At 74.7% G+C, this 26,927-nt stretch carries 23 protein-coding genes, 1 tRNA gene and 2 pseudogenes; 8 read left to right on the top strand and 18 right to left on the bottom strand.

Annotation, left to right across the window (positions count from 1 at the left end):
- Positions 1–468 precede the first annotated feature (468 nt).
- Positions 469–981, top strand: a complete 513-nt coding sequence (locus tag IE330_RS28955; protein WP_190139106.1) for a lytic polysaccharide monooxygenase auxiliary activity family 9 protein — start codon at positions 469–471, stop codon at positions 979–981.
- A 263-nt stretch (positions 982–1,244) separates the two neighbouring features.
- On the opposite strand, the gene IE330_RS28950 is transcribed toward IE330_RS28955, so the two are convergent.
- Positions 1,245–2,414, bottom strand: coding sequence for an aminoglycoside phosphotransferase family protein (locus tag IE330_RS28950; protein WP_190139105.1), 1,170 nt, complete (start codon positions 2,412–2,414; stop codon positions 1,245–1,247).
- Between the two features lie 234 nt (positions 2,415–2,648).
- Here IE330_RS28950 and IE330_RS28945 point away from each other — a divergent pair, with 234 nt between their 5' ends.
- Positions 2,649–4,148 carry a DNA-binding protein NsdB gene (locus IE330_RS28945; RefSeq protein WP_190139104.1) on the top strand — a complete coding sequence of 500 codons (1,500 nt, stop codon included), beginning with the start codon at positions 2,649–2,651 and terminating at the stop codon, positions 4,146–4,148.
- Between the two features lie 105 nt (positions 4,149–4,253).
- On the opposite strand, the gene IE330_RS28940 is transcribed toward IE330_RS28945, so the two are convergent.
- The 6 genes from IE330_RS28940 to IE330_RS28915 all read right to left on the bottom strand — a co-directional run bounded on the left by IE330_RS28940 (position 4,254) and on the right by IE330_RS28915 (position 10,566).
- The gene (locus IE330_RS28940; RefSeq protein WP_190139103.1) at positions 4,254–5,666 is read right to left on the bottom strand and encodes a PP2C family protein-serine/threonine phosphatase; all 1,413 of its coding nucleotides are present in this window, start codon (positions 5,664–5,666) and stop codon (positions 4,254–4,256) included.
- Between the two features lie 598 nt (positions 5,667–6,264).
- Positions 6,265–7,194, bottom strand: a complete 930-nt coding sequence (locus IE330_RS28935; protein WP_190139102.1) for a S1 family peptidase — start codon at positions 7,192–7,194, stop codon at positions 6,265–6,267.
- A 300-nt stretch (positions 7,195–7,494) separates the two neighbouring features.
- Positions 7,495–7,583, bottom strand: a tRNA-OTHER gene (locus tag IE330_RS28930).
- Positions 7,584–7,751: 168 nt separating this feature from the next.
- Positions 7,752–8,396 carry a response regulator transcription factor gene (locus IE330_RS28925; RefSeq protein WP_190139101.1) on the bottom strand — a complete coding sequence of 215 codons (645 nt, stop codon included), beginning with the start codon at positions 8,394–8,396 and terminating at the stop codon, positions 7,752–7,754.
- Between the two features lie 12 nt (positions 8,397–8,408).
- On the bottom strand, positions 8,409–9,794 hold the full coding sequence (locus IE330_RS28920; RefSeq protein ID WP_190139100.1) for a sensor histidine kinase: 1,386 nt from the start codon (positions 9,792–9,794) through the stop codon (positions 8,409–8,411).
- A 298-nt stretch (positions 9,795–10,092) separates the two neighbouring features.
- The gene (locus tag IE330_RS28915; protein WP_190139099.1) at positions 10,093–10,566 is read right to left on the bottom strand and encodes a carboxymuconolactone decarboxylase family protein; all 474 of its coding nucleotides are present in this window, start codon (positions 10,564–10,566) and stop codon (positions 10,093–10,095) included.
- Positions 10,567–10,851: 285 nt separating this feature from the next.
- Here IE330_RS28915 and IE330_RS28910 point away from each other — a divergent pair.
- Positions 10,852–11,466: pseudogene (locus tag IE330_RS28910) on the top strand (GyrI-like domain-containing protein); the annotation flags it as partial.
- Positions 11,467–11,512: 46 nt separating this feature from the next.
- Here the strand turns inward: IE330_RS28910 and hemC are convergent.
- Entirely contained in the window at positions 11,513–12,448 is a 936-nt protein-coding gene (hemC, locus tag IE330_RS28905; RefSeq protein ID WP_190139098.1) for a hydroxymethylbilane synthase, read from the bottom strand.
- Between the two features lie 205 nt (positions 12,449–12,653).
- Between hemC and IE330_RS28900 the strand changes: the two genes are divergently transcribed.
- A complete protein-coding gene (locus IE330_RS28900; RefSeq protein WP_190139097.1) occupies positions 12,654–13,118 on the top strand; it encodes a GNAT family N-acetyltransferase in 465 nt (154 codons plus the stop codon).
- 152 nt (positions 13,119–13,270) lie between these two features.
- Here the strand turns inward: IE330_RS28900 and IE330_RS28895 are convergent, their stop codons facing one another.
- The 8 genes from IE330_RS28895 to IE330_RS28860 all read right to left on the bottom strand — a co-directional run bounded on the left by IE330_RS28895 (position 13,271) and on the right by IE330_RS28860 (position 20,155).
- Positions 13,271–14,803, bottom strand: a complete 1,533-nt coding sequence (locus IE330_RS28895) for an MFS transporter (RefSeq protein WP_190139096.1) — start codon at positions 14,801–14,803, stop codon at positions 13,271–13,273.
- A gap of 109 nt (positions 14,804–14,912) precedes the next feature.
- Positions 14,913–16,184: a cation:proton antiporter gene (locus IE330_RS28890; protein WP_190139095.1), complete on the bottom strand. Its 1,272-nt coding sequence runs from the start codon at positions 16,182–16,184 to the stop codon at positions 14,913–14,915.
- Positions 16,185–16,188: 4 nt separating this feature from the next.
- Positions 16,189–16,674, bottom strand: a complete 486-nt coding sequence (locus IE330_RS28885) for a cation:proton antiporter regulatory subunit (RefSeq protein ID WP_359916572.1) — start codon at positions 16,672–16,674, stop codon at positions 16,189–16,191.
- A 279-nt stretch (positions 16,675–16,953) separates the two neighbouring features.
- On the bottom strand, positions 16,954–18,039 hold the full coding sequence (locus tag IE330_RS28880) for a hypothetical protein (RefSeq protein WP_268257359.1): 1,086 nt from the start codon (positions 18,037–18,039) through the stop codon (positions 16,954–16,956).
- Between the two features lie 26 nt (positions 18,040–18,065).
- Complete coding sequence (locus IE330_RS28875; RefSeq protein WP_190139093.1) at positions 18,066–18,791, bottom strand: RNA polymerase sigma factor; 726 nt, start codon at positions 18,789–18,791, stop codon at positions 18,066–18,068.
- On the bottom strand, positions 18,769–19,041 hold the full coding sequence (locus IE330_RS28870; RefSeq protein ID WP_190139092.1) for a hypothetical protein: 273 nt from the start codon (positions 19,039–19,041) through the stop codon (positions 18,769–18,771). The genes IE330_RS28875 and IE330_RS28870 overlap by 23 nt, the downstream gene beginning before the upstream one ends.
- A 231-nt stretch (positions 19,042–19,272) precedes the next feature.
- Complete coding sequence (locus IE330_RS28865; protein WP_190139091.1) at positions 19,273–19,548, bottom strand: hypothetical protein; 276 nt, start codon at positions 19,546–19,548, stop codon at positions 19,273–19,275.
- A gap of 133 nt (positions 19,549–19,681) precedes the next feature.
- Positions 19,682–20,155: a DUF6174 domain-containing protein gene (locus tag IE330_RS28860; protein WP_190139090.1), complete on the bottom strand. Its 474-nt coding sequence runs from the start codon at positions 20,153–20,155 to the stop codon at positions 19,682–19,684.
- A gap of 285 nt (positions 20,156–20,440) precedes the next feature.
- Between IE330_RS28860 and IE330_RS28855 the strand changes: the two genes are divergently transcribed.
- The 4 genes from IE330_RS28855 (at position 20,441) to IE330_RS39290 (ending at position 24,556) form a co-directional block, all read left to right on the top strand.
- Complete coding sequence (locus tag IE330_RS28855; protein ID WP_190139089.1) at positions 20,441–21,016, top strand: hypothetical protein; 576 nt, start codon at positions 20,441–20,443, stop codon at positions 21,014–21,016.
- A gap of 822 nt (positions 21,017–21,838) precedes the next feature.
- Positions 21,839–23,026 (top strand): PLP-dependent cysteine synthase family protein, encoded by a 1,188-nt coding sequence (locus IE330_RS28850; RefSeq protein ID WP_190139088.1) that lies wholly within the window; start codon positions 21,839–21,841, stop codon positions 23,024–23,026.
- A 104-nt stretch (positions 23,027–23,130) separates the two neighbouring features.
- Positions 23,131–24,360: an MFS transporter gene (locus IE330_RS28845; RefSeq protein ID WP_190139107.1), complete on the top strand. Its 1,230-nt coding sequence runs from the start codon at positions 23,131–23,133 to the stop codon at positions 24,358–24,360.
- 58 nt (positions 24,361–24,418) lie between these two features.
- Positions 24,419–24,556 (top strand): hypothetical protein, encoded by a 138-nt coding sequence (locus IE330_RS39290; protein ID WP_373314745.1) that lies wholly within the window; start codon positions 24,419–24,421, stop codon positions 24,554–24,556.
- A 132-nt stretch (positions 24,557–24,688) separates the two neighbouring features.
- Here the strand turns inward: IE330_RS39290 and IE330_RS28835 are convergent.
- Together IE330_RS28835 and IE330_RS28830 are read right to left on the bottom strand one after the other, a co-directional pair.
- Positions 24,689–26,218, bottom strand: a pseudogene (locus IE330_RS28835) (ATP-dependent DNA ligase); the annotation flags it as partial.
- A gap of 72 nt (positions 26,219–26,290) precedes the next feature.
- A partial coding sequence (locus tag IE330_RS28830) for a carboxyl transferase domain-containing protein (protein ID WP_308439055.1) occupies positions 26,291–26,927 on the bottom strand: 637 nt, incomplete at its 5' end.

Below are 26,927 nucleotides of genomic sequence, written 5' to 3'. Positions count from 1 at the left end.
GGCGTCGCCGCGGCCGGTGCCGCGGCGGCGCCGAGGAGCAGCGCGAGCAGCGCGGCCGCCGCGAGGGCGCCCGCCGTCCTCGTGGTGCGTCTGCGCGCTGCGGATACGGGGGCGTGGGCGGATCCTCGCAAGACAGCCTCCTGAGACTTCTGGGCCGGTGAAGCGGGACGGGCGTGCGGGGGCCGGGGCGTGGGTCAGTGGTACCGGCTCCCCGACGATCCGTCAATCTCCCTCCCTACCAGGGGCTTTCCCATGTCAGGAGCGGTTCACCGGGTTTTCGCCCCGGGCGACGCGATCGCCTGCGGCGCGTCAGTGGAATGGACCAATGCGGTGCCGCGGCGGCGGACCGTGCGGTTCCTCGCGCAGGGGCTCTTGACGGAGTTCCGTCAAGAAGTATGGTCCAGGCCAATGGGTCGGCCAGTCGCCGGGCCGGCTCGCCCCTCATCCCCCACCTCAGAGGGAGCAGAGATGAACACCAAGCGGAAGCTCGCCGCGGGCTTGGGGGCGGCGTGCGCGCCCCTGCTGGTCCTCGCGTCGGTCACCCCCGTCAGCGCGCACGGCTACATCAACTCGCCACCGAGCCGCCAGGCGCAGTGCGCGGCGGGCACCGTCTCCTGCGGCGAGATCAAGTGGGAGCCGCAGAGCGTCGAAGGCCCCAAGGGGCTGCGGAGCTGCAGCGGGGGCAACGCCCGGTTCCGTGAGCTCGACGACGACAGCAAGGGCTGGAAGGTCTCCGACGTGAGCCGCTCGCAGCAGTTCACCTGGCGCCTCACGGCACCCCACCGCACCAGCACCTGGCAGTACTTCGTGGACGGACAGAAGGTCAAGGAGATCAACGACAACGGTCGCCAGCCTCCCACCACCGTGACGCACACCGTCGACTTCGGTGGCCTCTCGGGCCGGCACAAGATGCTCGCGGTGTGGAACATCTACGACACCGCGAACGCGTTCTACGCCTGCGTCGACATCAACATCCGCTGACGCCGCGGCCGGCCCCCGCGGCCCCCGGGACGCAGCCGCGCCCCGGCCCGCGGGGGCCGAAGCCTGAAGAGGCGAACGCCACCAGGTCCGTGGGCGGGTCCGCGTGCTGGTTGACGGCGCCGGCCGCCAGGCTGTCGGGCGCCGGCGCGTCCGCCAGGAGCCGCTCGGCCTGAGAGTCACTGTGCCCGCGCGCGGGCACAGACAGCGGAAGCCGGCGATACGCCCCTGTCCTACGGCGTACCGCCGGCCCGTCGGCTCGTACGTCAGCGCGTGCCGACCGCCGCCCGTACCGCGCGGCGGGCCATCTGGCAGTCGTCGTGCAGCCGCCGCAGCAGCAGGCGCTGCTCCTCGCCGGACGGCACGGCTCCGGGGTGGGCCGGGCCCGTGGGACCGCTGTCGCGCAGGGTGCGCTGCACGGCCGTCTCACACCTCCTGATCTCGCAGGTCAGCACCAGCATCAGATTGACCAGGAACGCGTCGCGCGCGGCGGGACCCGCCTGCTGGGCGAGCTGGCTGATGTCGCGGCGCGCCACCGGGGCGTCACCGAGGACCGCCCACAGCGTCGCCAGGTCGTAGCCGGGCAGGTACCAGCCCGCCTGCTCCCAGTCGACCAGGACGGGGCCGGCCGGGGACAGCAGGATGTTGGACAGCAGGGCGTCACCGTGGCAGAACTGCCACATCGCCTGCGGGTTCGACGCGTACGCCTGCGCTATGCCGTGCAGCAGCTTCTGCAGGTCGCCCATGTCCCGGTCGGTGAGCAGCCCCAGCTCGTGGAAGCGGGAGATGCGCCGCGGGTAGTCCAGCGGCTTGCCGAACGTGTCGTTCGGCGGCCGCCACTGGTTCAGGCGGTACACGGCGCCCACCGCCGCCCGCACGTCCGCCCGCGGCGGGGGCTCCACGGGGTGCCGCTGCAGGGCCGCGACCCGGCCCGGCATCCGCTCGATCACCAGGGTGCAGTCGTCCGGGTCGGCCGCGATGAGCCGCGGCGCGCGCACGGGCGGACGGTGCCTGACGAACGAACGGTATGCCGCTATTTCGTGCCGGATCCGCTCCGACCACAGGGGCGAGTGGTCGAGCAGGCACTTGGCGACGGCCGTACTGCGGCCCGTCGTCCCGACGAGCAGCACCGTGCGGCCGCTGCGGCGCAGCACCTGCACCGGGTGGAACTCCGGACAGATGCGGTGCACCGACGCGATGGCGGTGCGGAGCTGCGCACCCTGGGGGCCGGACAGGTCGAGTCTCCCGCTGAGCGGCCCGTTCGCGGTGGGACGCCGCGCCCGGCCGGCGCCGAGCGGGGCCGCCGCGGGGCGCGCCGGAGCCAGGTAGGGACCGCCCTGCGCGGGGACCTCCGCGGACCGGACGGGACCACGGGCGGCAGGGTGGGGGCGCAGCGGCCGGGGCGGGGCGGACACGGAGGACGATGCTGCGTACATGGGCGATACAGATCCCTTCGTGTGCCGACGAGTTGCGACGCCCTCCCGCCCCGGCCTCCGCAGGTGCACCCTGGGGAATGCCTCGTGGCGGCCGGGTCGGGGTGGCGCACTTCTACCTGACACCCCGAGGCCCCTGGCACACCATGTGGCGCACCCTGGCGAACCCTGGCGAATAGTCGCTCAGCAACTGACAGAGGGCTACTGTCAACTCAGCCGAGAACCTGGGGGCTTGACGTGAACGGACAACCCAACACCCGCCTGTCGGACCTCTTCGGCCTCGCCGGCTGGTCCAAGGGCGAACTCGCCAGACTGGTGAACCGGCAGGCGGCAGCGATGGGTCATCCGCAGCTCGCCACCGACACCTCCCGGGTGCGGCGCTGGATCGACATGGGAGAGATCCCGCGCGATCCGGTGCCACGGGTTCTGGCGGTCCTGTTCACCGAGCGTCTCGGCCGTGTCGTGACCATCGAGGACCTCGGTCTGGTCCGGCACGGGCGCGTAGGCAAGCAGCGCGGCGCCGGGGGCGTGGAGAACCCGGACGGCGTGCCGTGGGCGCCCGAGCGAACCGCCGCGGTCCTCACCGAATTCACGGGAATGGACCTCATGCTCAACCGACGCGGTGTGGTGGGCGCGGGTGCCGCGCTCGCCGCCGGCTCCGCACTCAGCAGCGCCATGCACGACTGGCTGCACACCGATCCGACCCTGAAGGCCGACGCCCCCCGTCTCGACGACCCCCTGCACGCCGACCCCGCCGGATTCGACCGCTACGAGGCCGCTCCCATCGGGTCCCAGGAGATCGAGGAGCTGGAGCGCTCGGTCGAGGTGTTCCGCGCCTGGGACGCGTCCCGGGGCGGGGGCCTCCAGCGCAAGGCCGTGGTGGGCCAGTTGAACGAGGTGGGAGGCATGCTCTCCTACCGACACCCCGACCATCTGCAGCGACGCCTGTGGGGCGTCGCCGCCAACCTCGCCGTGCTCGCCGGCTGGATGTCCCACGACGTCGGCCTCGAACCCACCGCCCAGAAGTACTTCGTGATCGCCGCGCACGCGGCCCGGGAGGGGGGCGATCGGCCGCGCGCCGGGGAGGCGCTCTCCCGCGCCGCGCGCCAGATGGTGCACCTGGGCAAGCCGGACGACGCCCTGGACCTGATGAAGCTCGCCAAGTCCGGCTCGGGCGACCAGACGCTGCCGCGCACCCGGGCCATGCTGCACACCATCGAGGCCTGGGCGCAGGCGTCGATGGGCAAGGGCCAGGCGATGCGGCGCACGCTCGGCGTGGCCGAGGACCTGTTCGTCTCCGACAAGGGCGACGTGCCGCCGCCGAGCTGGATGCAGATGTTCGACGAGGCGGACCTGCACGGCATGCAGGCCCTGGCCTACCGCACGCTCGCCGAGCACGACCCGTCGGCCGCGCACGTCGCCCAGCGCCACGCCAAGGAGGCCATCGCGCTGCGCACCAAGGGCCGTGACCGGTCCACGATCTTCGACTACATCTCGCTGGCGTCGGCGTGCTTCATCGCCGACGACCCCGAGCAGGCCGACCGGTACGCCCGGCTCGCGCTGGTGTCGATGGGGTCGAACTCCTCGCACCGCACCTGGGACCGGCTGCGGGAGATGTACCGGCTGACCGCGCAGTACGCGGGCTACCCGAAGATCGAGGACCTGCGCGAGGAGATCAAGCACGCCCTGCCGAAGGCGAAGGGCCGAGCCGGGGGAGGCAGGTGGGCACAGGCCTGAGACGGTTGCCCCGCCCCGCCGGTACGCCGTCCCTGGCCCGGGCCCGCGGTCGCCCGCGGTCCGCGTCGTGGCCGGTCGGGTGGTGACGCGGGCCCACGAGGCCGGTCAGGTGGTGACGCGGACCACGAGCAGGCAGGCGTCGTCCTCACGTGGGGCCTCGCCGCACTCCTCGACCGTGATGCGGACACAGTCCTGAGCCGTCCTCGCCTCGGCGAACCGCGGTGCCAGGGCGAGCAGCCGGTCGGTCGCGGCATCTCGGGAACGCCGCGGCACCAGGCCGTCCGTGTACAGCAGGAGGAGGTCACCGGGGCGCAGGGGCTCCTCGGCCTGCTCGTACGCCGCGCCGGACGTCGCACCGAGCAGTACGCCGTCCGGTGGCGTCAGCGCGCGCCCCGTCCCGTCGCGGAACAGCAGCGGGGCGGGGTGTCCGGCCTGCGCCCAGGTCAGTATGTGTCGCTCGGGGTCGTACAGGCAGCACACGGCGCTGCCGAGCGCGGGCTCGGCGGAGGTGTCGAGGAGCTGGTTGAGCCAGCCCATGAGCGGGCCCGGCTGCGTGCCCGCGACGGCCATCCCGCGCACCGCGCCGACCAGCATCGCCATGCCCGACGTGACCGCGACGCCGTGGCCGGTGAGGTCGCCGACGCTGAGCAGCGTCCGGCCGTCGGCCAGTTCGAGCGCGTCGTACCAGTCGCCGCCGATCAGCGCGCTCGACGACGACGGCAGGTAGTGCGCGGCCAGGTCCAGGGCCTCGGGGCCGCCGCGCGGGAACCGCAGCGAGCCGCGCCACGGCGGCAGCACGGCTTCCTGCAGCTCGACCGCGAGGCGGTGCTCGGTCCGGTCGAGGTGCCGCTGGCGCCGGAGCGAGTCACGGCTCTCGTCGACCGCGCGCCGGCTGCGGCGCAGTTCGCTGACGTCCCGCAGGACCGCCCACATGGAGGCGGTGGAGCCGTCGGGGGCGAGCACCGGCTCGCCCGTCATGTGGACCTGGCGCTCGCCGCCGTCGGCCCGTACGACGCGGAACTCGCCGTCGATGGGCTTGCCGTCGATCAGGCAGTCCGTGACCATCGCGGTGAGCAGGGCGTGGTCGTCGGGGTGCACGAGCGAGGGCAGTTCGTCCAGGGACAGCGGCGGCGCGGCCGGGTCGCGGCCGAGGATCCGGTACAGCTCGTCGGACCAGCTCGCCTCGTCGGTGAGGAGGTTCCACTCGGCGCTGCCCACGCGGCCCAGGAGCGACGCGTCGGGCGGCTCCGGCCGCGCCGCGCCCTCCCGCGGCGGGTGCGTGCGCGGCGGGCCGTCCCGCAGCTCGGCCAGGTGGCTGTGCAGGTCGTTGAGCTGGTGCACCGCGAGGTCGCACAGCGCGCGCTGCCACCGGCCCTCCGGGTCGCCGTGGTCGGCCCGGGTCTCGCGCCGCACGGCGTCGACCTCGCCGCGGAGCCGGCGCGTCTGCGTGATCAGCGCGTCGACCGCGCCGCGCTCGGGCGGCTGGGCGGGTCGGTCCGCGAAGACGTGGGACGGCATGGGGACTCCGTAGACGATGCGGTGCGGCCCGACCGGCTCACGCGGTCGCGCCGGCGGGCTCGCCGACCGGCTGCGCTGCCGGGGGTGCCTTGCTGCTGAGGGGGGCGCGTTGCTGCTGGGGGGTGCGTTCCGACTTACGTAACAACTCTTCGACCGCTACCGACTCTGGCACAGCCGACTCAGGCGCGTAAGGGATTTGGCAACACCCGATGTGGTGGTGCTGGTGGCATATGTCGCCGTCCTGGTGCGCAGGCGGCGGTGTCCGGCCACGGTGACGCGTTTCCATGCCTCGGTGCCGGAACACCCCTGGCGCGGAACGGCGCGCGAGGCACCGGGGGGGCGCCGCAGGGCCTTCCCGCCGCACGCTCCGCCGATGCCCGCGCGCATGGGCCATGAGCACCTCCTTCGAAATCAGCACCTTCCGCACGGGGCAGCACCCGGCACGCCGTCGGTCGGCTCAGCACCGTGGCCGGTGCGGGCGCGGGCTCGCCCTGAGCTGCCCCCTGGGGCACGGGTGCTCCACGAGGGCACGGGGGGGCCGCGGAGCGCATGCCTCCGCGGTCCCCGCGCACGGCGTACGAAGGGGCTGTGCTGGGCGTCAGCGCAGGGCGGGGGAGCGGTGGTGCTGCTCCGCGGCCGCTACCGCGGGCTTGGGCAGGGTGCAGCCGGGGCGGTTCAGGTCGATCTTGTTGCCGGTCCCGACGCAGGGGACGACGGTGTAGGTCTGCTGCGCGTACCCGATGCTGCGGCGGACGGTGACGTTGCCGTTCTCGTCGACCTCACACGGGTTGTTGTCCGTGCAGCGCTGCCCGCTCTCGTTGATGGTGTTGTTGACGGCCACGACCTTGCCGGTGGCGTCGTCGATCACCGGCGAGCCGGAGGTGCCGCCGATGACCTGACAGGGCGAGGTGTAGCGGACGGAGTCCTTCCAGGTCCAGCGGCCCTCCTTGAGGCGGTAGGCGAAGCCGTCGATGTTGCACTTGTACATGCGCTTCCAGTAGCCGGACGCGACAGTGATGGCCCGCCCGGCCTGGGGGTGCGCGGCGTCGAGGTCCAGGGCTTTGATGCCGAAGCGGCTCTCGATGTCGCGGTAGGTGCTGGTCAGCTCGTACAGCGAGAGGTCGGTGTCGGTCATCGTCCCGTACGCGATCTTGCTCGCCCGTACCGTGCCCGCGTTGCCGCCGCTCGCGTTGAGCAGGGTGAAGCTGCGCGAGGACGGCCGGTCGACGATGACCTGGCCCGGGCCCGGGAAGCCGGTCTCCAGGCAGTGGCCGTTGGACAGGACGAGCGCGCGGTCGGTGGGCTGGGAGCTGGGCACGCGGACGACCGAGCCGGAACAGTTGCTGAGTGCCACGGTGCCGGCGAAGGTCACGGCCTTCGCCTTGGTCCCCGGCGCGGCCGCGGCTGTGGACCGGTCCGTCGCGCGCTGGTCGGAGGCGGGAGCCTCGTTGCTGACGGCCGCCGCGGGCAGGGCCGTCGCACCGAGGAGCAGCGCGGTGAACACCGCGCCGACGAGAGGCTTCTTCATGTGGGGGTCCCCTCTGATGACTGTGTGACCGAAGGTCCTTCGGTTTTGTCATGTGCATCTTTGGGGCAACCCGTCGCCAGGACAAGGGCGCGGAGGGTCAGCGGAGGGTCAAGTGTGCGCGAGGGCAGGGCTGTTCACACAGGCGCGCAGGGTGCGCCTCGGCTCCGCGTGCGGAAAGAGCGCCGAGGACGGCTCCGGCGCTTTACGGCGGCGCGGGGACGGCTCCTGCGCTGCCCGGTGGTGCGGGGACGGCTCCGGCGCTTACCGGTGGCGCGATCCGGCGGCGCGGGCGGACGTGAGCGGAGAGGGCAGGATTCGAACCTGCGTGGGTGCGACCACCCGACTGAAGCGAACTCCGGTCCCCGATAAGCCACTCCGGGCACCTCTCCATGGGTCCGGGGGAAGGAGGCGGATCCCTTCGTCCCGGTCACATCACCAAGTATCCACCTCCCGCTGACCGTTCGCTGACGGCGTGCTGGAGCGCGTGGGCGCACACGCGGGCCCGGCGCACCACTTCGTCCGCGCCGCGCGCGGCCGTCGGCGGGGAGGTGCGGCGGTCACGCCCGGAGGTAGCGGATCACCGCGAGGACGCGGCGGTTGTGGTCGTGCGAGACGGGCAGCCCCAGCTTGTCGAACACGGCCGCCACATGCTTCTCCACCGTGCCCGCGGAGACCACGAGCGCCCGGGCGATCGCCGCGTTCGAACGGCCCTCCGCCATCAGCGTCAGCACCTCCCGCTCCCGCCCGGTCAGCGGCGCGAGCTCCGCCGCGCGACGGCTCGCCCCGGCGAGCTGGGTGACGACCTCAGGGTCGAGGGCGGTGCCGCCCGCGGCGACGCGCTCCAGGGCGTCGGTGAACTCCGCGACGTTCGCGACCCGGTCCTTGAGCAGATAGCCCACGCCGGCCGAGCCGTCCGCGAGCAGCCGCGTGGCGTACGTGGTCTCCACGTACTGGGAGAACAGCAGCACTCCGGTGCCCGGGTGCGCGCGGCGGACGTCGATGGCGGCCCGCAGGCCCTCGTCGGTGTGGGTGGGCGGCATCCGGATGTCGACGACGGTGACGTCCGGCCGGTGCTCGGCCACCGCGGCGCGCAGCGCGTCCGCGTCCCCGACGGCGGCACACACCTCGTGGCCGCGCTCCGCCAGCATCTGGGCGAGCAGTTCCCGCAGTACGGCGGCGTCCTCGGCGATCACGACTCGCATGGCGGCATGCTCTCACGCGTGCAGCGGCAGCTCGACGACGGCCGTCGTCGGCCCGCCCGCCGGGCTGTGCACGGTCAGCCTGCCGTCGACCGGGCGGACCCGCTGGACGAGACCGGCCAGGCCGCTGCCCGCGCCGATCGTCGCGCCGCCCCGGCCGTCGTCGACGATCCGCAGCCGCAGCACGCCGTCGCGGCACTCCTCGACCGTGAGGTCGGCCCGCGTGGCGCCGCTGTGCTTGATGACGTTGGTGAGCAGCTCGGCCGCGCAGAAGTACGCGATGGTCTCGATGGCGGGTGTGGGCCGCCGCGGCACGTCGGCGGTCAGCCGGACGGGGACGCTGCTGCGGGCGGCGAGCGTGGCCAGGGCGTCGGGCAGGCCGTCGTCGAGCGCCGGTGGGTGCAGCCCCCGGGCGAGGTCGCGCAGCTCGGTCAGGGCCTCGGTCGCGTTCCGGTGGGCGCCGTCCACGAGCTGCCGTACGCGGGCCAGGTCGGCGGGGCCGACGGCGGGCGCGGCGTCCTCGGCGCCCGGCGGGCCGAGGCGCTCCTTGGCCATGTCCAGGCTCATGGCCACCGCGACGAGCCGCACCTGGGCGCCGTCGTGCAGGTCGCGCTCCACGCGGCGCAGCAGCGCCACCGAGTCGTCGACGGCGAGGGCCCGCGTCTCCTCCAGGTCGCGGACCCGGTCGGCGAGCCGGTCCCTGCCCAGGAGCGCGCGCAGGAGCCACCGGTCGGCCGCCACGACCAGGCGCGTCGACCAGGGGGCGAGCAACAGCAGGGCGAGCCCGAGCGCGAGGGCCGCGAACGTCCCGGCGAAGGTGTCCACTTCGAGGCCGCCGGCCGGGACGGGCGTGAGCACTGGCATGCCGCCCCCCTCGCCGGAGTCCGGCCGCTGCCCGAACACCGCCCATCGCAGCGGAGCCGTGACGTTCACCAGGCCGGTCAGCCACCACAGCACCGCGTACACCCCGAGCGCGCTCACGGGCAGCTTCACCAGGACGTACGACACCGCCCGCCACCCCGCGCCGTCCCGCAGCCGCGCGTCGAGCCGTCCCAGGAGGCCTCGGCCGGCGGGCGGCGGCCCCGGGCCCGGCAGGTGCTCCCCGAGCAGCCAGGACGCCAGGCGCCGGTGGCCCGCGCCCAGCGTCCGCGCGAGCCGCACCCCCGCCACCAGGACCAGAACGCCCACGACGGCGCCGACCAGCGACACCGTCAACCCCGCCCCCAGGGCCAGCAGGACGGCCACGACGACACCCCCGGCGAGCCCGATCGGGAAGGCGAGCAGGCAGTACGCCGCCTCCCGCAGGGCGCGCCGGGTCAGCGGTGCGCGCAGCAGCGTACGGACGAGGGGGCGTACCAGGACCGGGGAGGGGCGGGTGGCGGCCCCGCTGGTGTCGTGCATGGTGATCATTTCCTGTCGGGCGTCGTGTCGGACCAGCGCCGCCAGGGGCGACGGCGGAACCCAGGGCGCCGCCGACCAGGCGGCACACCTCACCCTAGGACCGCCGCCGCCCCCACCGGAATGCGGCTTTCCTCCGAACGACCTGGGGGTTTTCCCCAATCCCTAAATCCCCCAGCCCCTCAGTCCCCCAGTCCCCGCCCGGGTCGCGCGTCGCCCGGGGGAGCAGCCGACGGGCAGCGGGTGGGCCGCGGCCTCCGCCCCGGCCCACCCGGTCACGCAGCCGTCAACCGTGCGGCCGTCAGCCGAACTGCCCGGGCTCGTAGTCGCCCCCGGGCTTGCGCGTGAGGACGTTCAGGCGGTTGAAGGCGTTGATGGCGGCGATGGTCGACACCAGGGCGGCGAGCTGGTCCTCGTCGTAGTGCTTGGCCGCGTCGGCCCAGGCCTCGTCCGTGACGCCGCCGGCCGGGTCGGCGATGCGCGTGCCCTGCTCCGCCAGCTCCAGGGCGGCCCGCTCGGCCTCGGTGTAGACCGTGGCCTCGCGCCACGTGGCCAGCAGATTCAGTCGGACCGCCGTCTCCCCGGCGCGTGCGGACTCTTTGGTGTGCATGTCGACGCAGAAGCCGCAGCCGTTGATCTGGCTGGCGCGCAGCGCCACCAGCTCCCGGGTCGTGGCCGGGAGCGGCGAGTCCACGAGTGTCCTGCCCGCCGAGACGAGGTGCTTCAGGAAACCGGCCGAGACCGGGTTGGTGAGGAAGTCGAGACGGGGTTCCATGGTGATCTCCTTTGCCTGCCCGCGCCGGTGGCGCGTCGGGAAGCGGGGCGCGCGCGGGTTCGGCGCGCTCCACAGATCCGACGAGACAGCCCTCCGGAATGTGAGGTGGTGCGCCGACGAGATGTAGGTGGGGCCCATGTATGTGCGGTCCCGTGGACGTGGAGTCCCCTGTATGTGCGGTCCCGTGGACGTGGGGTCCCGTGTACGAGGCGCCGCACGCCGGTGAGGCACAGTGGTCCCTGCCTCCCGCGAGGGTGTGGAAGACGCGGAGCACGTAGAAGACGCACGTTCGCGCGCGCGTTCCGCGCCGTGCACGGCGTCGGCCCGGGCGAGGCGCGGCGGACCGGCGCGGCCCTGCGCTCCCAGCCCCGGATGTCCTTCCGCCTCGTCGTCGAGGGCAGCGGCAGCATGCGCTACCGGGTCGTGGACAAGGGCGAGTTCCGCGTGGTCGGCAGGAAGACGAGGGTGCCCCTCGTGCACGAGGGCGTGCACCCGGCGCTCGCCGGCTTCATCCGGGGTATCGGCCAGGAGGCCGCCGAGCGCCTCACCGGGCTCTGCGACCAGGAGCCCCGGGGGATCGTCGGGGTGAGCGACGGCCTCGACCCGAGCCGGGCCGAGGGGACCGCGTTCGACTACCACCACGCGGTCGTGACGTCGGCCGCCGCGCCGGAAGGGCTGGACCAGCTCACCGTCCCGGCGGGCCCGTGGGCGGTCTTCGAGAACTCAGGACCGTTCCCGGAGGCCTTGCAGCACCTGTGGCGGGACGTGTTCACGCAGTGGTTCCCGTCCAACCCGTACCGGAGCCGGCCGGGGCCCGAGATGCTGCGCACCCGGCTCTCGCCGGACGGGGCGCGGGCGGACGCCGAACTGTGGATCCCCGTGGAGCGCGCGACGGACTGAACCGGCGGCGCGGGCGGCTCCCGGCCCGGGAGGCCGCCGGGCGGGCTCAGTGGGGGATCGAGTCGATCAGCTCCCGCGCGCCCTGGCGCAGCAGCGTCACCGCCACGGACGTGCCGAGCGTCGCCGGGTCGAGGGGGCCGGCCCACTCGTGGGCGTTGAGGACCCGCTTGCCGTCCGGGGTGAAGACGCAGGCGCGCAGGGACAGGTCGCCGCCGGGCTCGCTGCGGGCGTACCCGGCGATCGGCGAGTTGCAGTGCCCCTGGAGCACGTGCAGGAGCATGCGCTCCGCCGTGGCCTCGCGCCAGGCGTCGCGGTCGCCGAGGCCGGTCACCGCCTCGATGGTCGTCACGTCGTCCTCGCGGCACTGCAGGGCGAGGATCCCGGCGCCGATCGGCGGGCACATCGTCTCCACCGGGAGGACTTCGGAGATCAGCCCGGTGGCGCCGATCCGTTCGAGGCCGGAGACGGCGAGCAGCAGCGCGTCCGCGTCGCCCGCCGCCAGTTTCTCCAGGCGGCGGCCCGCGTTGCCGCGCATCGGTACGCACCTCAGGTGCGGGTGCGAGGCGGCGAGTTGGGCGACGCGGCGCACCGACGACGTGCCGATGCGGCTGCCCGGCGGCAGCTCGTCGAGGGTCAGCCTGCCCGGGTGGACGAGCGCGTCGCGGATGTCGTCGCGCTTGAGGAACGCCGCGAACGTCGTGCCCTGCGGCAGCGGCCGGTCCGCCGGCACGTCCTTCACGCAGTGCACCGCGAGGTCGGCCTCGTCGGCGAGCAGCGCCGCGTCGACCTCCTTGGTGAACGCGCCCTTCCCGCCGAGCTGGGCCAGGTCCCCCATCCACCGGTCGCCGGAGGTCGTCACGGGCAGGACTTCGGTGCGGATGCCGGGGTACAGCGCCGCGAGTTCCGTGCGCACGCGCTCCACCTGGGCGAGGGCCATGGGGGAGGAGCGGGACACGATGCGGATCAGGTCGGGAGCGGACATGCCGTACACCATAGGCCCTGCCGGGTGCGAATCCGTCACCGGTGCCTCATCCAACTGGGTTACACGCTCCAGGGGTTGACGCCCGCCGCCTGCCCGTGCTCGTCCGCGCGCCACGGCCGGCGTGCGTCCGGCGTGCGTCCGGCCGTGCCCGCTCGTACCGTGAGGACGAGCCCCCGGACCGTCCGGGGCCCGCCCTGGAGGCCCCATGACCAGGCACGACGCCGCCGAGTGCCAGTCCGTCGGGCTCGCCCCGATGGAGCCCGTCCACGCGCCCGCCGTCCTCGCCCTCGGCCGTCAGGTCTACGACACGTCCGTGAAGCCGTACACCTCCTGGTCGCTCTCGGCGATCGCCGGACACCTGGACGCGGAGGCGCCCGCCTGCTGGGTGGCGTTCGCCGACGGCGCGCTCGCGGGGTTCGTGCTCGGGTCCATGGGGTTCGACCAGCGGGCCGACTGGGGAAACCTGGAGTGGATCGCGACCGCCCCCGCCCACCAGGGCCGCGGTATCGCGGGCCGGCTGGTGCGGGCGTGCTGCCGCACGCTCACCGAGGCGGGCGCCGCCGCCGTCGTCACGGACGTGGAGTCCCGCAACACGGCCTCCGCCGCGCTGATGCGCCGTAACGGCTTCGTGGAGGGCGTGACGGTGACGCTGTTCGTACGGGAGGTGTGAGCGGACGGACGTGCGTACGGGAGGTGTGGGCGGGCGGGCGTGCGTACGGAGGTGTGAGCGGGTGGTCGTACGCCGGTACGGACGGACGGGCGGGCGGACGTGCGTACGGAGGGTGTGAGCGGGCGCGTGTGCGTACCGGGCGGTGCGTGTGGTCACATGTGGACCGCGCCGTCGCTCAGGTGTCCGCCCGCGGGGCGGCCCTTGCGGTACAGCACGAACGTCACGACGAGCCCGACGGCGAAGAACAGCGCCGACCACCAGTACGCCGTCTCGTAGCTGCGCATCTGGGCCTCGGCCCGCGCGCCGGAGGTCGGCCTGTGGTCGGCGAGGTAGTGGGAGGCGGCGGTCGTGGCGAGCGTGTTGAGCAGCGCCGTGCCGATGGAGCCGCCCACCTGCTGGGTGGTGTTGACCAGCGCGGAGGCGACGCCCGCGTCGTGCGGGGCGATGCCCGCGGTGGCCATGCTCATCGCCGGGGCGAAGATCAGGCCGAGGCCGAGGCCCATGACGAGCAGCGGCGGCAGCACGTGCGCGGCGTAGCCGCTGTCCGTGCCGAGCGCGGTCAGCCAGGCCATGCTCGCCGCCGACAGGCCCATGCCAAGCGGCACGATCGGCTTGGCGCCGAAGCGCGGCACGAGCACGTTGGTGGTCAGCACCGACACCACCACCATCACCGCGACCATCGGCAGGAACGCCAGGCCGGTCTTGATGGGGGAGTAGGCCAGGATCTGCTGCATGTAGTACGTCAGGAACAGGAACACGCCGAACATGCCCGCGCCGGAGATGAACATCGCGACGAACGACGCCCCGCGGTCCCGGTCGAGCACGACCCGCAGCGGCAGCAGCGGGTGCGTGGCGCGCGTCTGCCACCAGGCGAACAGCGTCACCAGCACGGCGCCGATGACCAGGAAGCCCCAGGTCATCCAGTCGCCCCAGGCGTGCGTCTCGGCGTTGGAGAAGCCGTAGACGACGCAGAACAGGCCCGCGGAGACCAGGATCGTGCCGGGCACGTCCAGGCGCGGCCGGTCCGTCGGCGCCCCCGGGTGCAGCAGGCGCGCGCCGCCGAGGATGGCAGCCGCCGCGAAGGCCAGGTTCACGTACAGGCACCAGCGCCAGTCCAGGTACTCCGTCAGGACGCCGCCGAGCAGCAGGCCCACCGCGGCGCCGGAGCCCGCGACGGCGCCGTAGATGCCGAACGCCTTGGCGCGTTCGCGCGGGTCGGTGAACGTGGTGGTCAGCAGCGACAGCGCGGCGGGCGCGAGCAGGGCGCCGAACACGCCTTGCAGCGCGCGGGCCAGGACCAGCATGCCGAAGCTGGTCGCGGCGCCGCCGAGCGCGGAGGCGAGCGCGAACCCGGCGAGGCCCGCGATGAAGACGGCCTTGCGGCCCACCAGGTCCGCGACGCGCCCGCCGAGCAGCAGCAGGCTGCCGAAGGCGAGGGCGTAGGCGGTGACGATCCACTGCCGGTTGCCGTCGCTGAAGTCGAGGTCGCGCTGGGCGGACGGCAGCGCGATGTTCACGATCGTCGCGTCCAGGACCACCATGAGCTGGGCGACGGCGATCACCGCGAGGATCAGCCACCGGTGCTCGTGTCTGCCGCCCGCGTGGTGCGGGTCGTGCGTGGCGGGACGCGCCGCCTCCTGGGCCGTGTGGTCCGAGGCGCCCGCGGGCTCGGGCGTGTGGTCCATGGTGGCCTCCAGACCCCCCGCCTCGAAAGACACCCCTGTTTCACGCTAGGCGCCGCTTCCGGCCGTCGCGACCCGGGTAGCCGGGCCGCGGCGGGGGGTGAACCGCCGGTCACTCCACGTCGATGGCCTCGGAGGTACGCGCCTCGGGCACGGCCTCGCACGCCGCCGAGGGCTCCGTGCGCGCCCGCGGAACCGCCGACGGTGCCTCCGGGTCTTCCCGGCGCCGGGACAGCCCGCCCACGAAGGCCGCGAGCGGCTCCACGTACCGCGCGGTGAGCGGCCCCGCCACCACCAGGATCAGGACGTACGCCGTCGCCAGCGGGCCCAGCGACGGCTCGATGCCCGCGGAGACCGCGAGGCCCGCGATGACGATGGAGAACTCGCCGCGCGCGACGAGGGCGCCGCCCGCGCGCCAGCGCCCCTTGGCCGAGATCCCGGCGCGGCGCGCCGCCCAGTACCCGGTGGCGATCTTCGTGCAGGCCGTGACGACGGCCAGCGCCAGCGCGGGCAGCAGCACCGGCGGGATGCTCGCCGGGTCGGTGTGCAGCCCGAAGAAGACGAAGAACACGGCGGCGAACAGGTCGCGCAGCGGCGCGAGCAGCGTGTGCGCGCCCTCGGCGGCCTCGCCCGACAGCGCGATGCCGACGAGGAAGGCGCCGACGGCGGCCGACACCTGGAGTTGCTGGGCGATGCCCGCGACGAGGATGGTCAGGCCGAGGACCACCAGGAGCAGCTTCTCCGGGTCGTCGCTGGAGACGAACCGCGAGATGAGACGCCCGTAGCGGACCGCGACGAACAGCACCGCCCCCGCGGCGCCGAGGGCGATCGCCAGCGTGAGGCTGCCCGCGGCCCACCCGACACCGGCCAGCAGCGCCGTGATGATGGGCAGGTACACGGCCATGGCGAGGTCCTCAAGGACGAGGATGCTCAGGATCACCGGTGTCTCCCGGTTGCCGAGCCGCCCGAGGTCGCCGAGGACCTTGGCGATGACGCCGGACGACGAGATCCAGGTGACCCCGGCGAGGACCACCGCAGCGACGGGCCCCCACCCCATGAGGAGGGCCGCGGCGGCGCCCGGCACCGCGTTGAGCGCGCAGTCGACGAGCCCGGCGGGGTACTGCGTCTTGAGGTTGCTGACGAGGTCGCTGGCCGTGTACTCCAGGCCGAGCATGAGCAGCAGCAGGATGACGCCGATCTCGGCACCGATGGCGACGAACTCCTCGCTGGTGCCGAGCGGCAGCAGACCGCCCGTACCGAACGCGAGACCGGCCAGCAGGTAGAGCGGGATCGGGGAGAACTGGAACCGCCCGGCGAAGCGCCCGAGCAGACCGAGCGCGAGGATGATCGCGCCGAACTCGATCAGGAGGACAGCGGAGTGCACGCGCTCACTCCCGCCCGAGTATCGCCGCGGCGCTCTCCACGCCCTCGCGGGTGCCGATCACGATGAGCGTGTCGCCGCCCGCGAGCCGGAAGTCCGGCGCCGGCGAGGGGATGGCCTCGGCCCGGCGCAGCACCGCCACGACCGACGCGCCGGTCTCGGTGCGCAGCCGGGTGTCGCCGAGCAGCCGCCCGTTCCAGTGCGAGGCACCGGCGACCTCGATGCGCTCGGCGACCAGGCCCAGGTCGGTGGTGTGCAGCAGCGTGGAGCACTGCGGCGCGGGCAGCAGCGCGTCCGCGAGGGCGGCGGCGTCGCCGGAGGACAGCCGCAGCGACAGGGCGCACGCGTCCGGGTCGTCGGACCGGTAGGCGCTGAGCGTGCGCCCGCCGTCCCGGTGCGCCACGACGGAGAGGCGGCGCTGCTCACGGGTGGTGAGGTCGTAGCGCGTGCCGATGCCGGGCAGCGGGGTGCGGCTCAAACGTGAAGCGGACACAGCTCTCCCTTGGTGCTGATGGGCGACTTCGTGTTCATGCCACCCTATCGGTCCGGATTTTGCCGGTCCTTGGTGGTGCGGGAGCCGGGGTGAGGCTAGGGGCTCTCTGCGGGGCGGAGGGGGCAGCCTCCCGGGTGCCGGTGTCCGGAGCCGGAGGGGGTGGCCTCCAGGGCGCCGGTGTCCGGGCGCGGGGAAGCGGTTCTCCGAGCGCCGGTGTCCAGGGCCGGGGCCCGGGGCGCCGGTGCCGCTGAGGAGACGCGCGGGCCCGGGGGCCACCGTTCACGCGTCGGCCGACACCACGCTGTCGTACGGCTCCGCCGCGACGACCAGGACGCCCCGCTCCCCGCCGACCGGCAGGGAGGCACGGCGGATCAGCGGCTCCCACTCCTCGGGCCAGAGCGTGGCCGCGTCCCACTTGATGCCCTCCAACTGCACGCCGTCCAGCCGCGCGGCGCGCAGATCGGCGCCCACGAAGTCCGTGCAGGCCCGCTCCACCTCCGCGACCGCGCGCCGCAGCGCCACCGCCTGCTCGTGCGCGTCCGCCAGGTCGTCCACCAGGTCCTGTGCCACGACCCCGGCGCCGGACGAGGGACCGGACCTGACCACGTCCGCCAGGCACGGGGCGAACTCCTCGTCGAGCAGCAGCCGCACGTCCCGTACCGAACGGACGAGGTGCTCCGCGCCCGGCGCGAGGAACTCCTCCACGGCGGCCAGGTAGTCGCTGCCGATCACGGGGGCCGGACGGCGCCGCGGCGCGGGCGGCAGCCTGACCTGGGCGAGGTGGACGCGGAGTCGGCGCGTGGCGCCGAGCGCCGCGACGGGGGGCACGTCCGCATCCAAGGCTTCCGCCAGGCGGCTCGCCTGCCGCAGGGCCGCCCACACCGACTCCAACAGCCCTCCGGGGCACAGGGAACGGGCGACCTCCAGCGCCTCCAAGCGGTACTTCAGCCGCACGGCCGCGGGCCGCCGCATCAGCGCGCCGCCCGCGTCCGACCCGGGCCCCCGCGCCGTCCGCGGCTGCTCGGCGGCCGCCTCGCGCGCCAGGCGCGCGGTGACGGCGAGCCCGGACTGCCGGTGCGCGGTGGCCAGCATCCGGTCCAGGGCGAGGTCCGGGTCGCGCAGCTCGGGCAGGCCGCCCTGACCCATGAGCCGGTCGTGGACGGCGATGCCGACGCGGTGGTGCGCCGCCGCGAGAAGACCGTCCAGCACCCGCCCGGCCGCACCGGCCGCACCGCCCGCACCGGCCGCACCGCCCGCACCGGCCGCACCGGCCGCACCGCCCGCACCGGCCGCACCGGCGGCGTCGCGGCCGGTGTCCACCGCGGCCTCGCGACCGGTCCCGTACGCGCCTCCGTCGCCGCTCATGGCCTGCGCACCCCCGTCCCGGCCCGTCACTGCCGCTCCCCGCGGACGTCCCGCCGCTCGTCCGCGCGTACGTATTCCTGGTCTTGCTCCTGGTGGTGGTCCTGGTTCTGCTCCCGGGCCTGGCGTACGGCTCGCCGGTGCCGTGGCGGGTCCCGCTGTTCCCGGCGGGCGTTCCGCCCGTCCTCGCGTACGTCGTCCACGCCGCCCCCCTCCAGGCCGAGGCCCAGGCGCAGCGCCGCCCGGGCCCGCGCGAGGTTCTGCCGTACGGCGGCCTGCGTCGTGCCCATCGCGCGGGCGCTCTCCTGGGTGGTGAAGCCGTCCAGGTGCCAGGCCATGGCGGCCCGTTGCTTGGCGGGCAGCCGCAGCAGTAAGGCCGTGACGCGCCGGGCCTCCTCGCCGAGCTCCGCCGCGTGCGCGGGCGTCTGCCACCGCACGAGCGCGCGGGGCTCCGGCGGCTCGGCGCAACTGTCCTCCAGGCGGACCTGCTGCGCCACCCACGAACGCCAGGCCACCGTGCGCAGCCACGCCTTGGGGTAGCGGATGGCCACGCCCGGCGCGCACATCTGCGTGAACGCGTCCTGCGCGGCGTCCTGGGCCTCGTTCCAGGACGCGCCGTGCAGCAGCAGGAACCGCACCAGCGCCGGGTACTCCGTCTCGTGCAGCTCCTCGGCCAGGTCGCGGCCCGGCAGCGCCGCCGTGTCGGCCTCCAGCGGCCGCGGCGGGCTCAGCTCAGCGCTCGTCGCCTCCTCCACGGCGGCCACCCCCGATCCCGGGGGCCACGGCCGCGGTGTCGGCGGCCGTGCCGGCCGCGGCCGCCGCGGACGCGTGGTGCGCCGTGGTCACGACCCGTACCTGGCGGCCGTCGTGGGTCTCCCGCAGCGACGCCCACGGGGCGGCGCAGCGCACCCGCTCGGTCAGCGCGTTCTGGGTGACGCGTGCCAGCTCCACCTCCCTGCCGCGCCACTCGCGCACCATCCTCACCACGCCGCTGACGACACTCACGGCCACAGTCGCCACTGCCCCGGCCACCACAGGATCCACCCGCGCGCCCCTTCCCGTCACCGCGCCGCGCACCCACGCGGCACTCCGTCCAACAGTGGCGTCGTAGCGGGGAGTTGTGACATGGCGCTGGTCGCGGGACGTTCCGGCGGGCGGACCTTGCTGGACACGCACTGGACACGCAAGAGCGGCGCCCCGGTGCGTATCGGGACGCCGCTCAGCACATGCCGGAGGTCAGAGGGCTCCGGTCCCCTTCTTCCCGCCGGTGACCTTGGACGCGGCCGAGGTGGCGTCGGTGTCCTTCAGCTTCTTGGCGAGGTGGTGGACGGTGGTGACGACCTGCTTGGTGTTCTGGCCGCCGACGGCGTCCAGCGGGGTCTTGTTGCCGGTGATGGCCGGCCTCACCGACTGCTCACCGCCGCCCAGCGGCCCGGCGGCGGCAGCGGGGGACACGGCTCCGAGGGCCATCGCGACACCGGCGACACCGGCGGCGGCCTTGGCGATCTTCACGGTCGTACTTCCTTCCCGGCAGGGGCGGCCTGCGGAACGCGACGGGCATGCCGTCGGGGGGCGTCGCGGTCGGACGCTCATCTCGCCCTGCCGCAACCGGTAACCGCTCCTGGGCCGGAAAGGTGACCAGGCGTCACTCGTTCGGCCGTGCCGCACCGCCAAGCGTTTTGTAGGAGCTGACGACGTACCGGGCCTCGTCGTCGACCACGTTCTCGTCCCAGTCCAGGGTGATGCGCGCCGGGTGCCCGTCGGCCGCGTACGCGGCCTCGGCCGTGTGCGCCTTGTCGCGCCGCGCCTGCGCCAGCTCCCGCAGCAGGTCCCCGAGGGTGGGTACGCGGTCGGGCTGGTCCCGCACGAACCGGCGGGCGCTGTCGTCGAGGCCGACCGCCTCGACCACCTCGCCGTCGCGGACCGTCACCCGGAACGTGCCCAGGAGCGACCGTTCGCCCTCGCTGGAGGTGAGCGTGTACGTGTACGCCGACGGCTCCTTCCAGGAAGGCGGGCCCGCCGTCTCGAGGACCTTGGGAGCCGACGCGGCGACCTCGGCGGAGGAGCCGTCGCCACAGGCTGCGGCGGCCCACAGGGAACTCCCGGCCAACAGCGCCACGGCCCAGCGCCGGGCACGGCGCCGACGGGGGGTGCGAGAACCAGGAGGACCAGGGTGCGTGCGTGGGGCGGTCATGTCGGTCCCTTCGACGACGGATACCGCTATGACGTGGCGAAGGTCCGGAACGTTCGTCCCCCGGCTCCTTGTTGCAGGCCCGGGCACGGCGAAGTGACCCTGTGCGGGCGGGACAGGAGTGCGAAACGGTTATCGGTCATTTGCTTGGCGTGATGCGGTTGTTTCAGGGGAGTTGGCGGAGCCCCGGCCGGAGCTGGTTAGGATCACGGCGTGGTTACGGCTTGGTCACCCCGGCGCATAGCGCGGGCCCGTGCTGCCGGCGGTCCGCTGCTGCGGCTGCTGGCGTTCGGCGTGCTGCTGTTCGGCGTCGCCCTGGCACACGGCGCGAGCGCCGAGACCGCGGGGGACCACGTGGTCACCAGCGCGGTGTCCGTGACGGGCACGCCCGACGCCGCGTCGCGAGCCGTCGCCCAGCGAGCCGAGACACCGGGGGCCGACGCGCCGAGCCCCGGCGTGCCGAATCCCGGCGTGCCGAATCCCGATGTGCCGAGCCCCGGCGCCCATGGCGCCGACGGTGCCCAAGCCCCGGACACCGGCACCGGACCCGCCGCGTCGTTGGGTGCCGCCGACGACCGGCACGGGGCCCCGAGCCCCGCGCACCCCGGCGACCAGTGCGCCTCCGGGCAGCCGACCCAGGGGTCCGCGTCGGCGCCGCCGTGCCTCGCGCCCTCCGTCGGCCGGCCCGACGCCCCCGGACAGCGCCCGCGGGGGCGTGGCCCCGGCGGCGCGGAAGGCGCCGTGACGTCCTCGGCGGACCTCAAGTCCTCCGTGGTCCAGCAGGTTTAGAACCCTCGTCCGGTGTCCCGCCCTGCTGCTCCGCCTCTGTAGCGAAGCGGCGGGTGCGGGCCGCCGGATCGCGCAGGCGCCACCCCACCCCCACCCCCCACCCCACCCACGTCCGTCGTCGCCTCCGCGAGAGGCTGCCGCCCTCGGAAACCCCCCTCAGGACCACAAGCCTTGAGGGGGCGCCGAGGGGGCCGCGGCAGCCCTCCTCGTGCGGGCGGACGACCGGAGGACCCGTGTCCGTACCCCTCCGCCTGCCCCTCCACCCACCCGTCCGCTCCCCACGGTGCTCCCGGTGGGCGCGGCGGACCGCCGCCCTCGTGCGCGGCGCCCTGCTCACCGTCATGGCGCTGTGTGCCCTGGCGCACGGGCCGTTGGACGAGAACCGCGGGCCCCTCCCGCCGCCCCTCGCCGCCACGGCCGCCCCCTCCCCCTCGGGGGACGCCGAGCCCCACCGCCCCCATCAGCACCACGGAGCCGAGGAGTGCGCCCCGGACGGGCCTCTTCGCCCGCCTGCTGCCCCGGCTGCGGAGCACGCGCCCGCCGGGGCCGGAGCGGCGGCATCCGTCGCCACCGTCGTGGTCCTCCGCCGACCGCGCCCCCGGCGCGCGCACCGGCGCCGAAGAGCGCGGACCGGCCGCGCCGCGCTCGCCCGCACGGCCCGGTGGCGCATCTAGACCGCTCGCCCGCGGCCGCGACAGCGGCCGCCGCGCACGCGCCCCCGCGACGGGTCGCCCGTCCGCCGCGGGGCCGCGACGCGAGATGAACACGCACCGCGCATTCGTCGAGCGAGAGCGAAAAGAGAAGCAGTCGATGCAGTCACCGATGAACACCGCCAGGCCGGCCGACCGTTCCGCACCGTCGGCCTTCCCCGCACCACCCGTCCCCAGTACGCCCCCGACACCCACCACCCCTGCCGACTCCCCGGCACCCCCCGTGCCCTCCGCCCTGGCGGCACTCGTGGGCAACACGCCTCTGCTGCGCGTGTCCGAGCCCCTCGCGCCGGCCGGCCGCGGCTTCTGGGCCAAGCTGGAGGGGTTCAACCCCGGGGGCATCAAGGACCGGCCCGGCCTGCACATGGTGGCCCGTGCCCGGGCCCGGGGCGAGCTGCGCCCGGGCGGGCGGATCATCGAGTCCACCAGCGGCACCCTCGGCCTCGGGCTCGCCCTGGCCGGCATGGCGTACGGACACCCCGTCACCCTGGTCACCGACCCCGGGCTCGAACCCTCCATGACCCGTCTGCTCCGCGCGTACGGCGCGCGGGTCGACATCGTCACCGAGGCCCACCCCACCGGCGGCTGGCAGCAGGCCCGCCGCGAGCGCGTCACCGAACTCCTCGCCGCCCACCCCGGTTCGTGGTGCCCCGACCAGTACCACAACCCCGACAACACCAGCGCGTACACTCCACTGGCGCTCGAACTGGCCACACAGCTCGGCCACATCGACGTGCTCGTGTGCAGCGTCGGCACCGGCGGGCACTCCGCGGGCGTCGGCCGCGTGCTGCGCCAGCTCTACCCCGGCATCGAGATCGTGGGCGTCGACACCATCGGCTCGACCATCTTCGGCCAGCCCGCCCGGGCCCGGCTGATGCGGGGCCTCGGCTCCAGCATCTACCCGCGCAACGTCGCCTACGACACCTTCCGCGAAGTCCACTGGGTCGCCCCGCACGAGGCGGTGTGGACCTGCCGCAGGCTCGCCGCGTCCCACTACGCCACCGGCGGCTGGAGCGTGGGCGCCGTCGCGCTCGTCGCGGGCTGGCTCGCCCGCACCCGGCCCGCGGCCACCCGCGTCGCGGCCGTCTTCCCCGACGGCCCCCAGCGCTACCTGGGCACGGTCTACGACGACGACTACTGCGCGCGCCACGGCCTTCTCGACGCCCCGCCGCCCGCCGAACCGGACGTCATCGGCCGCCCGGACGAGAAGGAGGTGCACCGCTGGACCCGGTGCGCCGACGTCGTCGACCCCCTCACCCTGCCCGGCACCGCCACCGCCACCCCGGAGGCGACCCGGTGAAGGGCACCCCTGGTACCCCCGGTACCCCCGGCACCCCCGGCACCTCCGGCACGTTCGGCGCCCTCGGCCAGCTACGGTCCTACGAGCGCAGCGTCCAGCTCCTGATGGTGAACCAGTTCACCATCAACCTCGGCTTCTACATGCTGATGCCCTACCTGGCCGCCCACCTGTCCGGCACGCTCGGCCTCGCCGGCTGGCTCGTCGGACTCGTCCTCGGCGTCCGCAACTTCAGCCAGCAGGGCATGTTCCTCGTCGGCGGCACCCTCGCCGACCGGTTCGGCTACAAGCCCCTGATCGTCGCCGGCTGCGTCCTGCGCACCCTGGGGTTCGCGACGCTCGGCCTGGTCGACTCGCTGCCCGCGCTGCTCGCCGCCTCCGCGGCGACCGGCCTCGCCGGCGCGCTGTTCAACCCGGCCGTGCGCGCCTACCTCGCGGCGGACGCGGGCGAGCGCAGGGTCGAGGCGTTCGCCCTGTTCAACGTCTTCTACCAGGCCGGAATCCTGCTGGGACCGCTGGTGGGCATGGTGCTCACCGGGGTGGACTTCCGGGTCACCTGCCTGGTGTCGGCCGGGATCTTCGCCCTGCTCTCCGTGGTGCAGATCCGCGCCCTGCCCGCCCGCGGGGGACGGTGCGCGAACCACGGCACGGGGGAGCGGGTCCTCGCCCAGTGGCGGGGCATCCTCGCCAACCGCCCGTTCCTGCTGTTCTCCACCGCCATGATCGGCTCGTACGTCCTCACCTTCCAGGTCTACCTGGCGCTGCCCCTGGACGTGCGCAGGCTCGGCGGGGACGGACGGTTCGGCACCGTGGCCGTGGCCGTGCTCTTCGCCGTCAGCGGGCTGAGCACCATCGTCGGCCAGACGCGGGTCACCGCCTGGTGCAAGGCCCGCTACGAACCCGGGCAGGCCCTGGTACGGGGCCTGGCCGTCATGGGCCTGGCCTTCGTGCCGCTGCTGCTCGCCACCGCGGTGCCCGTGCCCGCCTCCGGGCCGGGACTCTGGCTGCTCGCCGCGGTGCCGCCGACGCTCGCCGCGCTGCTCCTGGCCGTGGGCACGATGATCGCGTACCCGTTCGAGATGGACACCATCGTCCGCCTCTGCGGCGACCGTCTCGTCGCCACCCACTACGGCCTGTACAACACCGTCTGCGGGATCGGCATCACGCTCGGGAACCTCCTCACCGGAGCGGCCCTCGACGCCGCCCGCGAGGCGGGCGTGCCCGCGCTGCCCTGGGCCGCGCTGCTCGCCCTCGGCCTCGCCTGCGCGGCCGCGCTGCACGGCCTGCACCGCAGTGGCCGCTTGGCGTCGCCCGCGCCCCGGCCCGCGGCGGCCTGACCCACTGACCCGTGGCGGACGGGGGCAGGCGCCACCCGACGCCTGCCCCCGGCAGGCCGTGCTGCTGCCCGCCGCCACCGAGGACCAGGTGCGCGCGCTGGCCCGTGCCGGGGTGCTGTTGCCGCCGCGCAAGTCCACGTCGTTCGGGCCGAAACCGGCAGCGGGCCTGACCTTGCGGGTCCTGGGCCTCTCGTGACGGCTACGCCTTCAAGGAGTCGTCGGTGCTGTCGGTGCTGTCGGTGCTGTCGGTGCTGTCGGAACTGTCGGGACTTTCAGAGCCGTCGGAACCTTCGGAACCCTCGGAGCCGTCGCCGCCGTTCCGGGCGCCGTACTGTGCGAGGACCGTCTCCACCGTGTCCGCGTCCTGCGGCCGCTTGTCCTCCCGGTAGCGCACCACCCGCGCGAACCGCAGGGCCACCCCGGCCGGATAGCGCGTGGACCTCTGGAGGCCGTCGTAGGCGATCTCGACCACCAGCTCCGGGCGGACGGTCACCACGGAGCCGTCGTCACTGAGGGCCAGCTCCCGCAGCCGCTCGGTCTGCCAGGCCAGGAGCACGTCCGTCATGCCCTTGAAGGTCTTGCCGAGCATGGCGTACGTGCCGTCTGCGCGGCGTGCGCCCAGGTGGAGGTTGGACAGCTTGCCCGTGCGGCGCCCGTGCCCCCACTCGGCGGCGAGCACCACCAGGTCCAGCGTGTGCACGGGCTTGACCTTCAGCCAGGACGCGCCCCTGCGGCCCGCGCTGTACGGCGCGTCGAGGCCCTTGAGGACGACGCCCTCGTGGCCGCGCGCCAGCGTCGCGGCGAAGAAGTCGTCGGCGGCGCGGCGGGCCGCCTCGTCGGCGGGACCGTCCACGACGAGGCGGCGCACCCGCATCGGCTCGGGCACGAGCCGCGCGAGCGCCGCGTGCCGCTCACGCAGCGGCAGGTCGAGCAGGTCCCGGTCGTCGACGGACAGCACGTCGAAGAAGACGGGGGAGAGGGGCAGTTCGGCCGCGGCGGCGGCCACGTCGAGGCGGGAGCCGACACGCCCGGCGATCTCCTGGAAGGAGCGGGGCCGCCCGGCGGCGTCCAGCGCGATGACCTCGCCGTCGAGGATGAACCGGTCGCCCGCCATCTCCCGCGCCGCGGCGGTGACTTCCGGCAGGCGGTCCGTGATGTCGTCCAGGGTGCGCGTGTGGACGCGTACGTCGTCCGCGTCCCGGTGCACCTGGACGCGGATGCCGTCCAGCTTCTCCTCCACCGCGCACGGGCCGAGCTTGTCGAGCCCCTCGCCGACCGTCGCCGCGCTGTGCGCCAGCATGGGCTGCACGGGCCGGCCCACGGTCAGCCGGAAGTCCGCCAGCGCGTCCGGTCCGCGCTCCAGGAGGGCGCGTGCGACCGGCGTCAGCTCGCCCGCCAGCATCACCGCCCGCCGTACGTCCGCCGCGGGTGCCCCGGTGGCCTGCGCGAGCCCCTCGGCGGCCAGCGCGTCCAGGGCCCCCTGCCGCACCTCCCCGCTCAGCAGGCCGATCAGGAACCGCTGCTCGTCCGCCGTGGCCGCGCCCAGCAACTCCTGGACGAGGCGGCGCCGTTCGGCCTGCGCCCCGGCGCCCGCCACGGCCGCGAGCGCGGTGAGCGCGGCGTGGACGTCCCGCACCGCGAGCGTCGGCGCGGCGGCCGGGGCGACGGGGTCCTTCAGCGCGTGCCAGCCCACGCCGATCCGGCCCTGCGGCAGCCGCCCCGCCAGGTACGGGATGACCACCGGTACGTCGGCGGGGTCCGCGGCGCGGAACAGCTCGGCGAGCAGCGCGGTCTTGCGCGACCGCGCCGCGGTCGCCGCCACTCCCTTGGAGACCTCCGCGACCCGGGCGAACAACATGCGGCCATCCTGCCCCGCGCGGCCCGATCCCGCACCACGGGCCGATCTCCCCGGGGGCGCCCCGGGCGTGTGTCAGCGCGGGACGACACCGCGTACGACGCCCAGCTCCACCAAGTCCTCCGGGCGCACCCGCAGTTCGTCGGCGAGGGCCGGGGCGTCCGCGCGGGGGCGCTTGAGGATGGCGGCCGCCGCCTCGGGGGCGATCACCGAGAAGTAGCTGTCCGGCGTCGCCCAGGTGCGGCCGGGCGCGGCGAGGGCGAGCGCCCCGCCCGAGCCGCCCTCGCCGACGACCAGGCTGGTGACGGGCGTCCGCGCGGCGGCGACGGCCGCGAAGACGTCCGCGATCGCGGCCCCGGCGCCCGCCCGCTCGGCCTCGGCGTCGTTCGCGGCCCCCGGCGTGTCGATCAGCGTGAGCACGGGCACGGAGAGGCGGTCGGCCAGGCGGATGAGGCGGGCCGCGGTCCGGTACCCGGCGGGCCGCGTCGGGGTGCCGCACTGGGCCACGTAGGCGACGGAGCGGCCCTCGCGCAGCCCGAAGCCGCACAGCAGGCCCGCGTCCGTGCCGCCGCACCGGTCCCCGCTGACCGGTTCGCGCGAGGCGAAGTAGGCGTCGAGGTACGCCGCGGCGCGGGGCCGTTCGGGCGCGCGGGCACGGCGCACCGCCTCCCAGCCCGTGCCGGACGGCCGGGTGTCCCCGAGCGCGCGCGGC

Source organism: Streptomyces longispororuber (genome assembly GCF_014656095.1).
Taxonomy (GTDB): Bacteria; Actinomycetota; Actinomycetes; order Streptomycetales; family Streptomycetaceae; genus Streptomyces; species Streptomyces longispororuber.
Note: the sequence above shows the minus strand (reverse complement) of the source record. Positions and strands in the feature narration are given on the sequence as shown.

Bases quoted from the DNA above. Each gene is read 5' to 3' on its own strand.
- IE330_RS28955 (WP_190139106.1), top strand. From the start codon at position 469: ATGAACACCAAGCGGAAGCTCGCCGCGGGCTTGGGGGCGGCGTGCGCG.
- IE330_RS28950 (WP_190139105.1), bottom strand. From the start codon at position 2,414: ATGTACGCAGCATCGTCCTCCGTGTCCGCCCCGCCCCGGCCGCTGCGC.
- IE330_RS28940 (WP_190139103.1), bottom strand. From the start codon at position 5,666: ATGCCGTCCCACGTCTTCGCGGACCGACCCGCCCAGCCGCCCGAGCGC.
- IE330_RS28935 (WP_190139102.1), bottom strand. From the start codon at position 7,194: ATGAAGAAGCCTCTCGTCGGCGCGGTGTTCACCGCGCTGCTCCTCGGT.
- IE330_RS28925 (WP_190139101.1), bottom strand. From the start codon at position 8,396: ATGCGAGTCGTGATCGCCGAGGACGCCGCCGTACTGCGGGAACTGCTC.
- IE330_RS28920 (WP_190139100.1), bottom strand. From the start codon at position 9,794: ATGCACGACACCAGCGGGGCCGCCACCCGCCCCTCCCCGGTCCTGGTA.
- IE330_RS28915 (WP_190139099.1), bottom strand. From the start codon at position 10,566: ATGGAACCCCGTCTCGACTTCCTCACCAACCCGGTCTCGGCCGGTTTC.
- hemC (WP_190139098.1), bottom strand. From the start codon at position 12,448: ATGTCCGCTCCCGACCTGATCCGCATCGTGTCCCGCTCCTCCCCCATG.
- IE330_RS28900 (WP_190139097.1), top strand. From the start codon at position 12,654: ATGACCAGGCACGACGCCGCCGAGTGCCAGTCCGTCGGGCTCGCCCCG.
- IE330_RS28895 (WP_190139096.1), bottom strand. From the start codon at position 14,803: ATGGACCACACGCCCGAGCCCGCGGGCGCCTCGGACCACACGGCCCAG.
- IE330_RS28880 (WP_268257359.1), bottom strand. From the start codon at position 18,039: ATGAGCGGCGACGGAGGCGCGTACGGGACCGGTCGCGAGGCCGCGGTG.
- IE330_RS28850 (WP_190139088.1), top strand. From the start codon at position 21,839: ATGAACACCGCCAGGCCGGCCGACCGTTCCGCACCGTCGGCCTTCCCC.
- IE330_RS28845 (WP_190139107.1), top strand. From the start codon at position 23,131: ATGGTGAACCAGTTCACCATCAACCTCGGCTTCTACATGCTGATGCCC.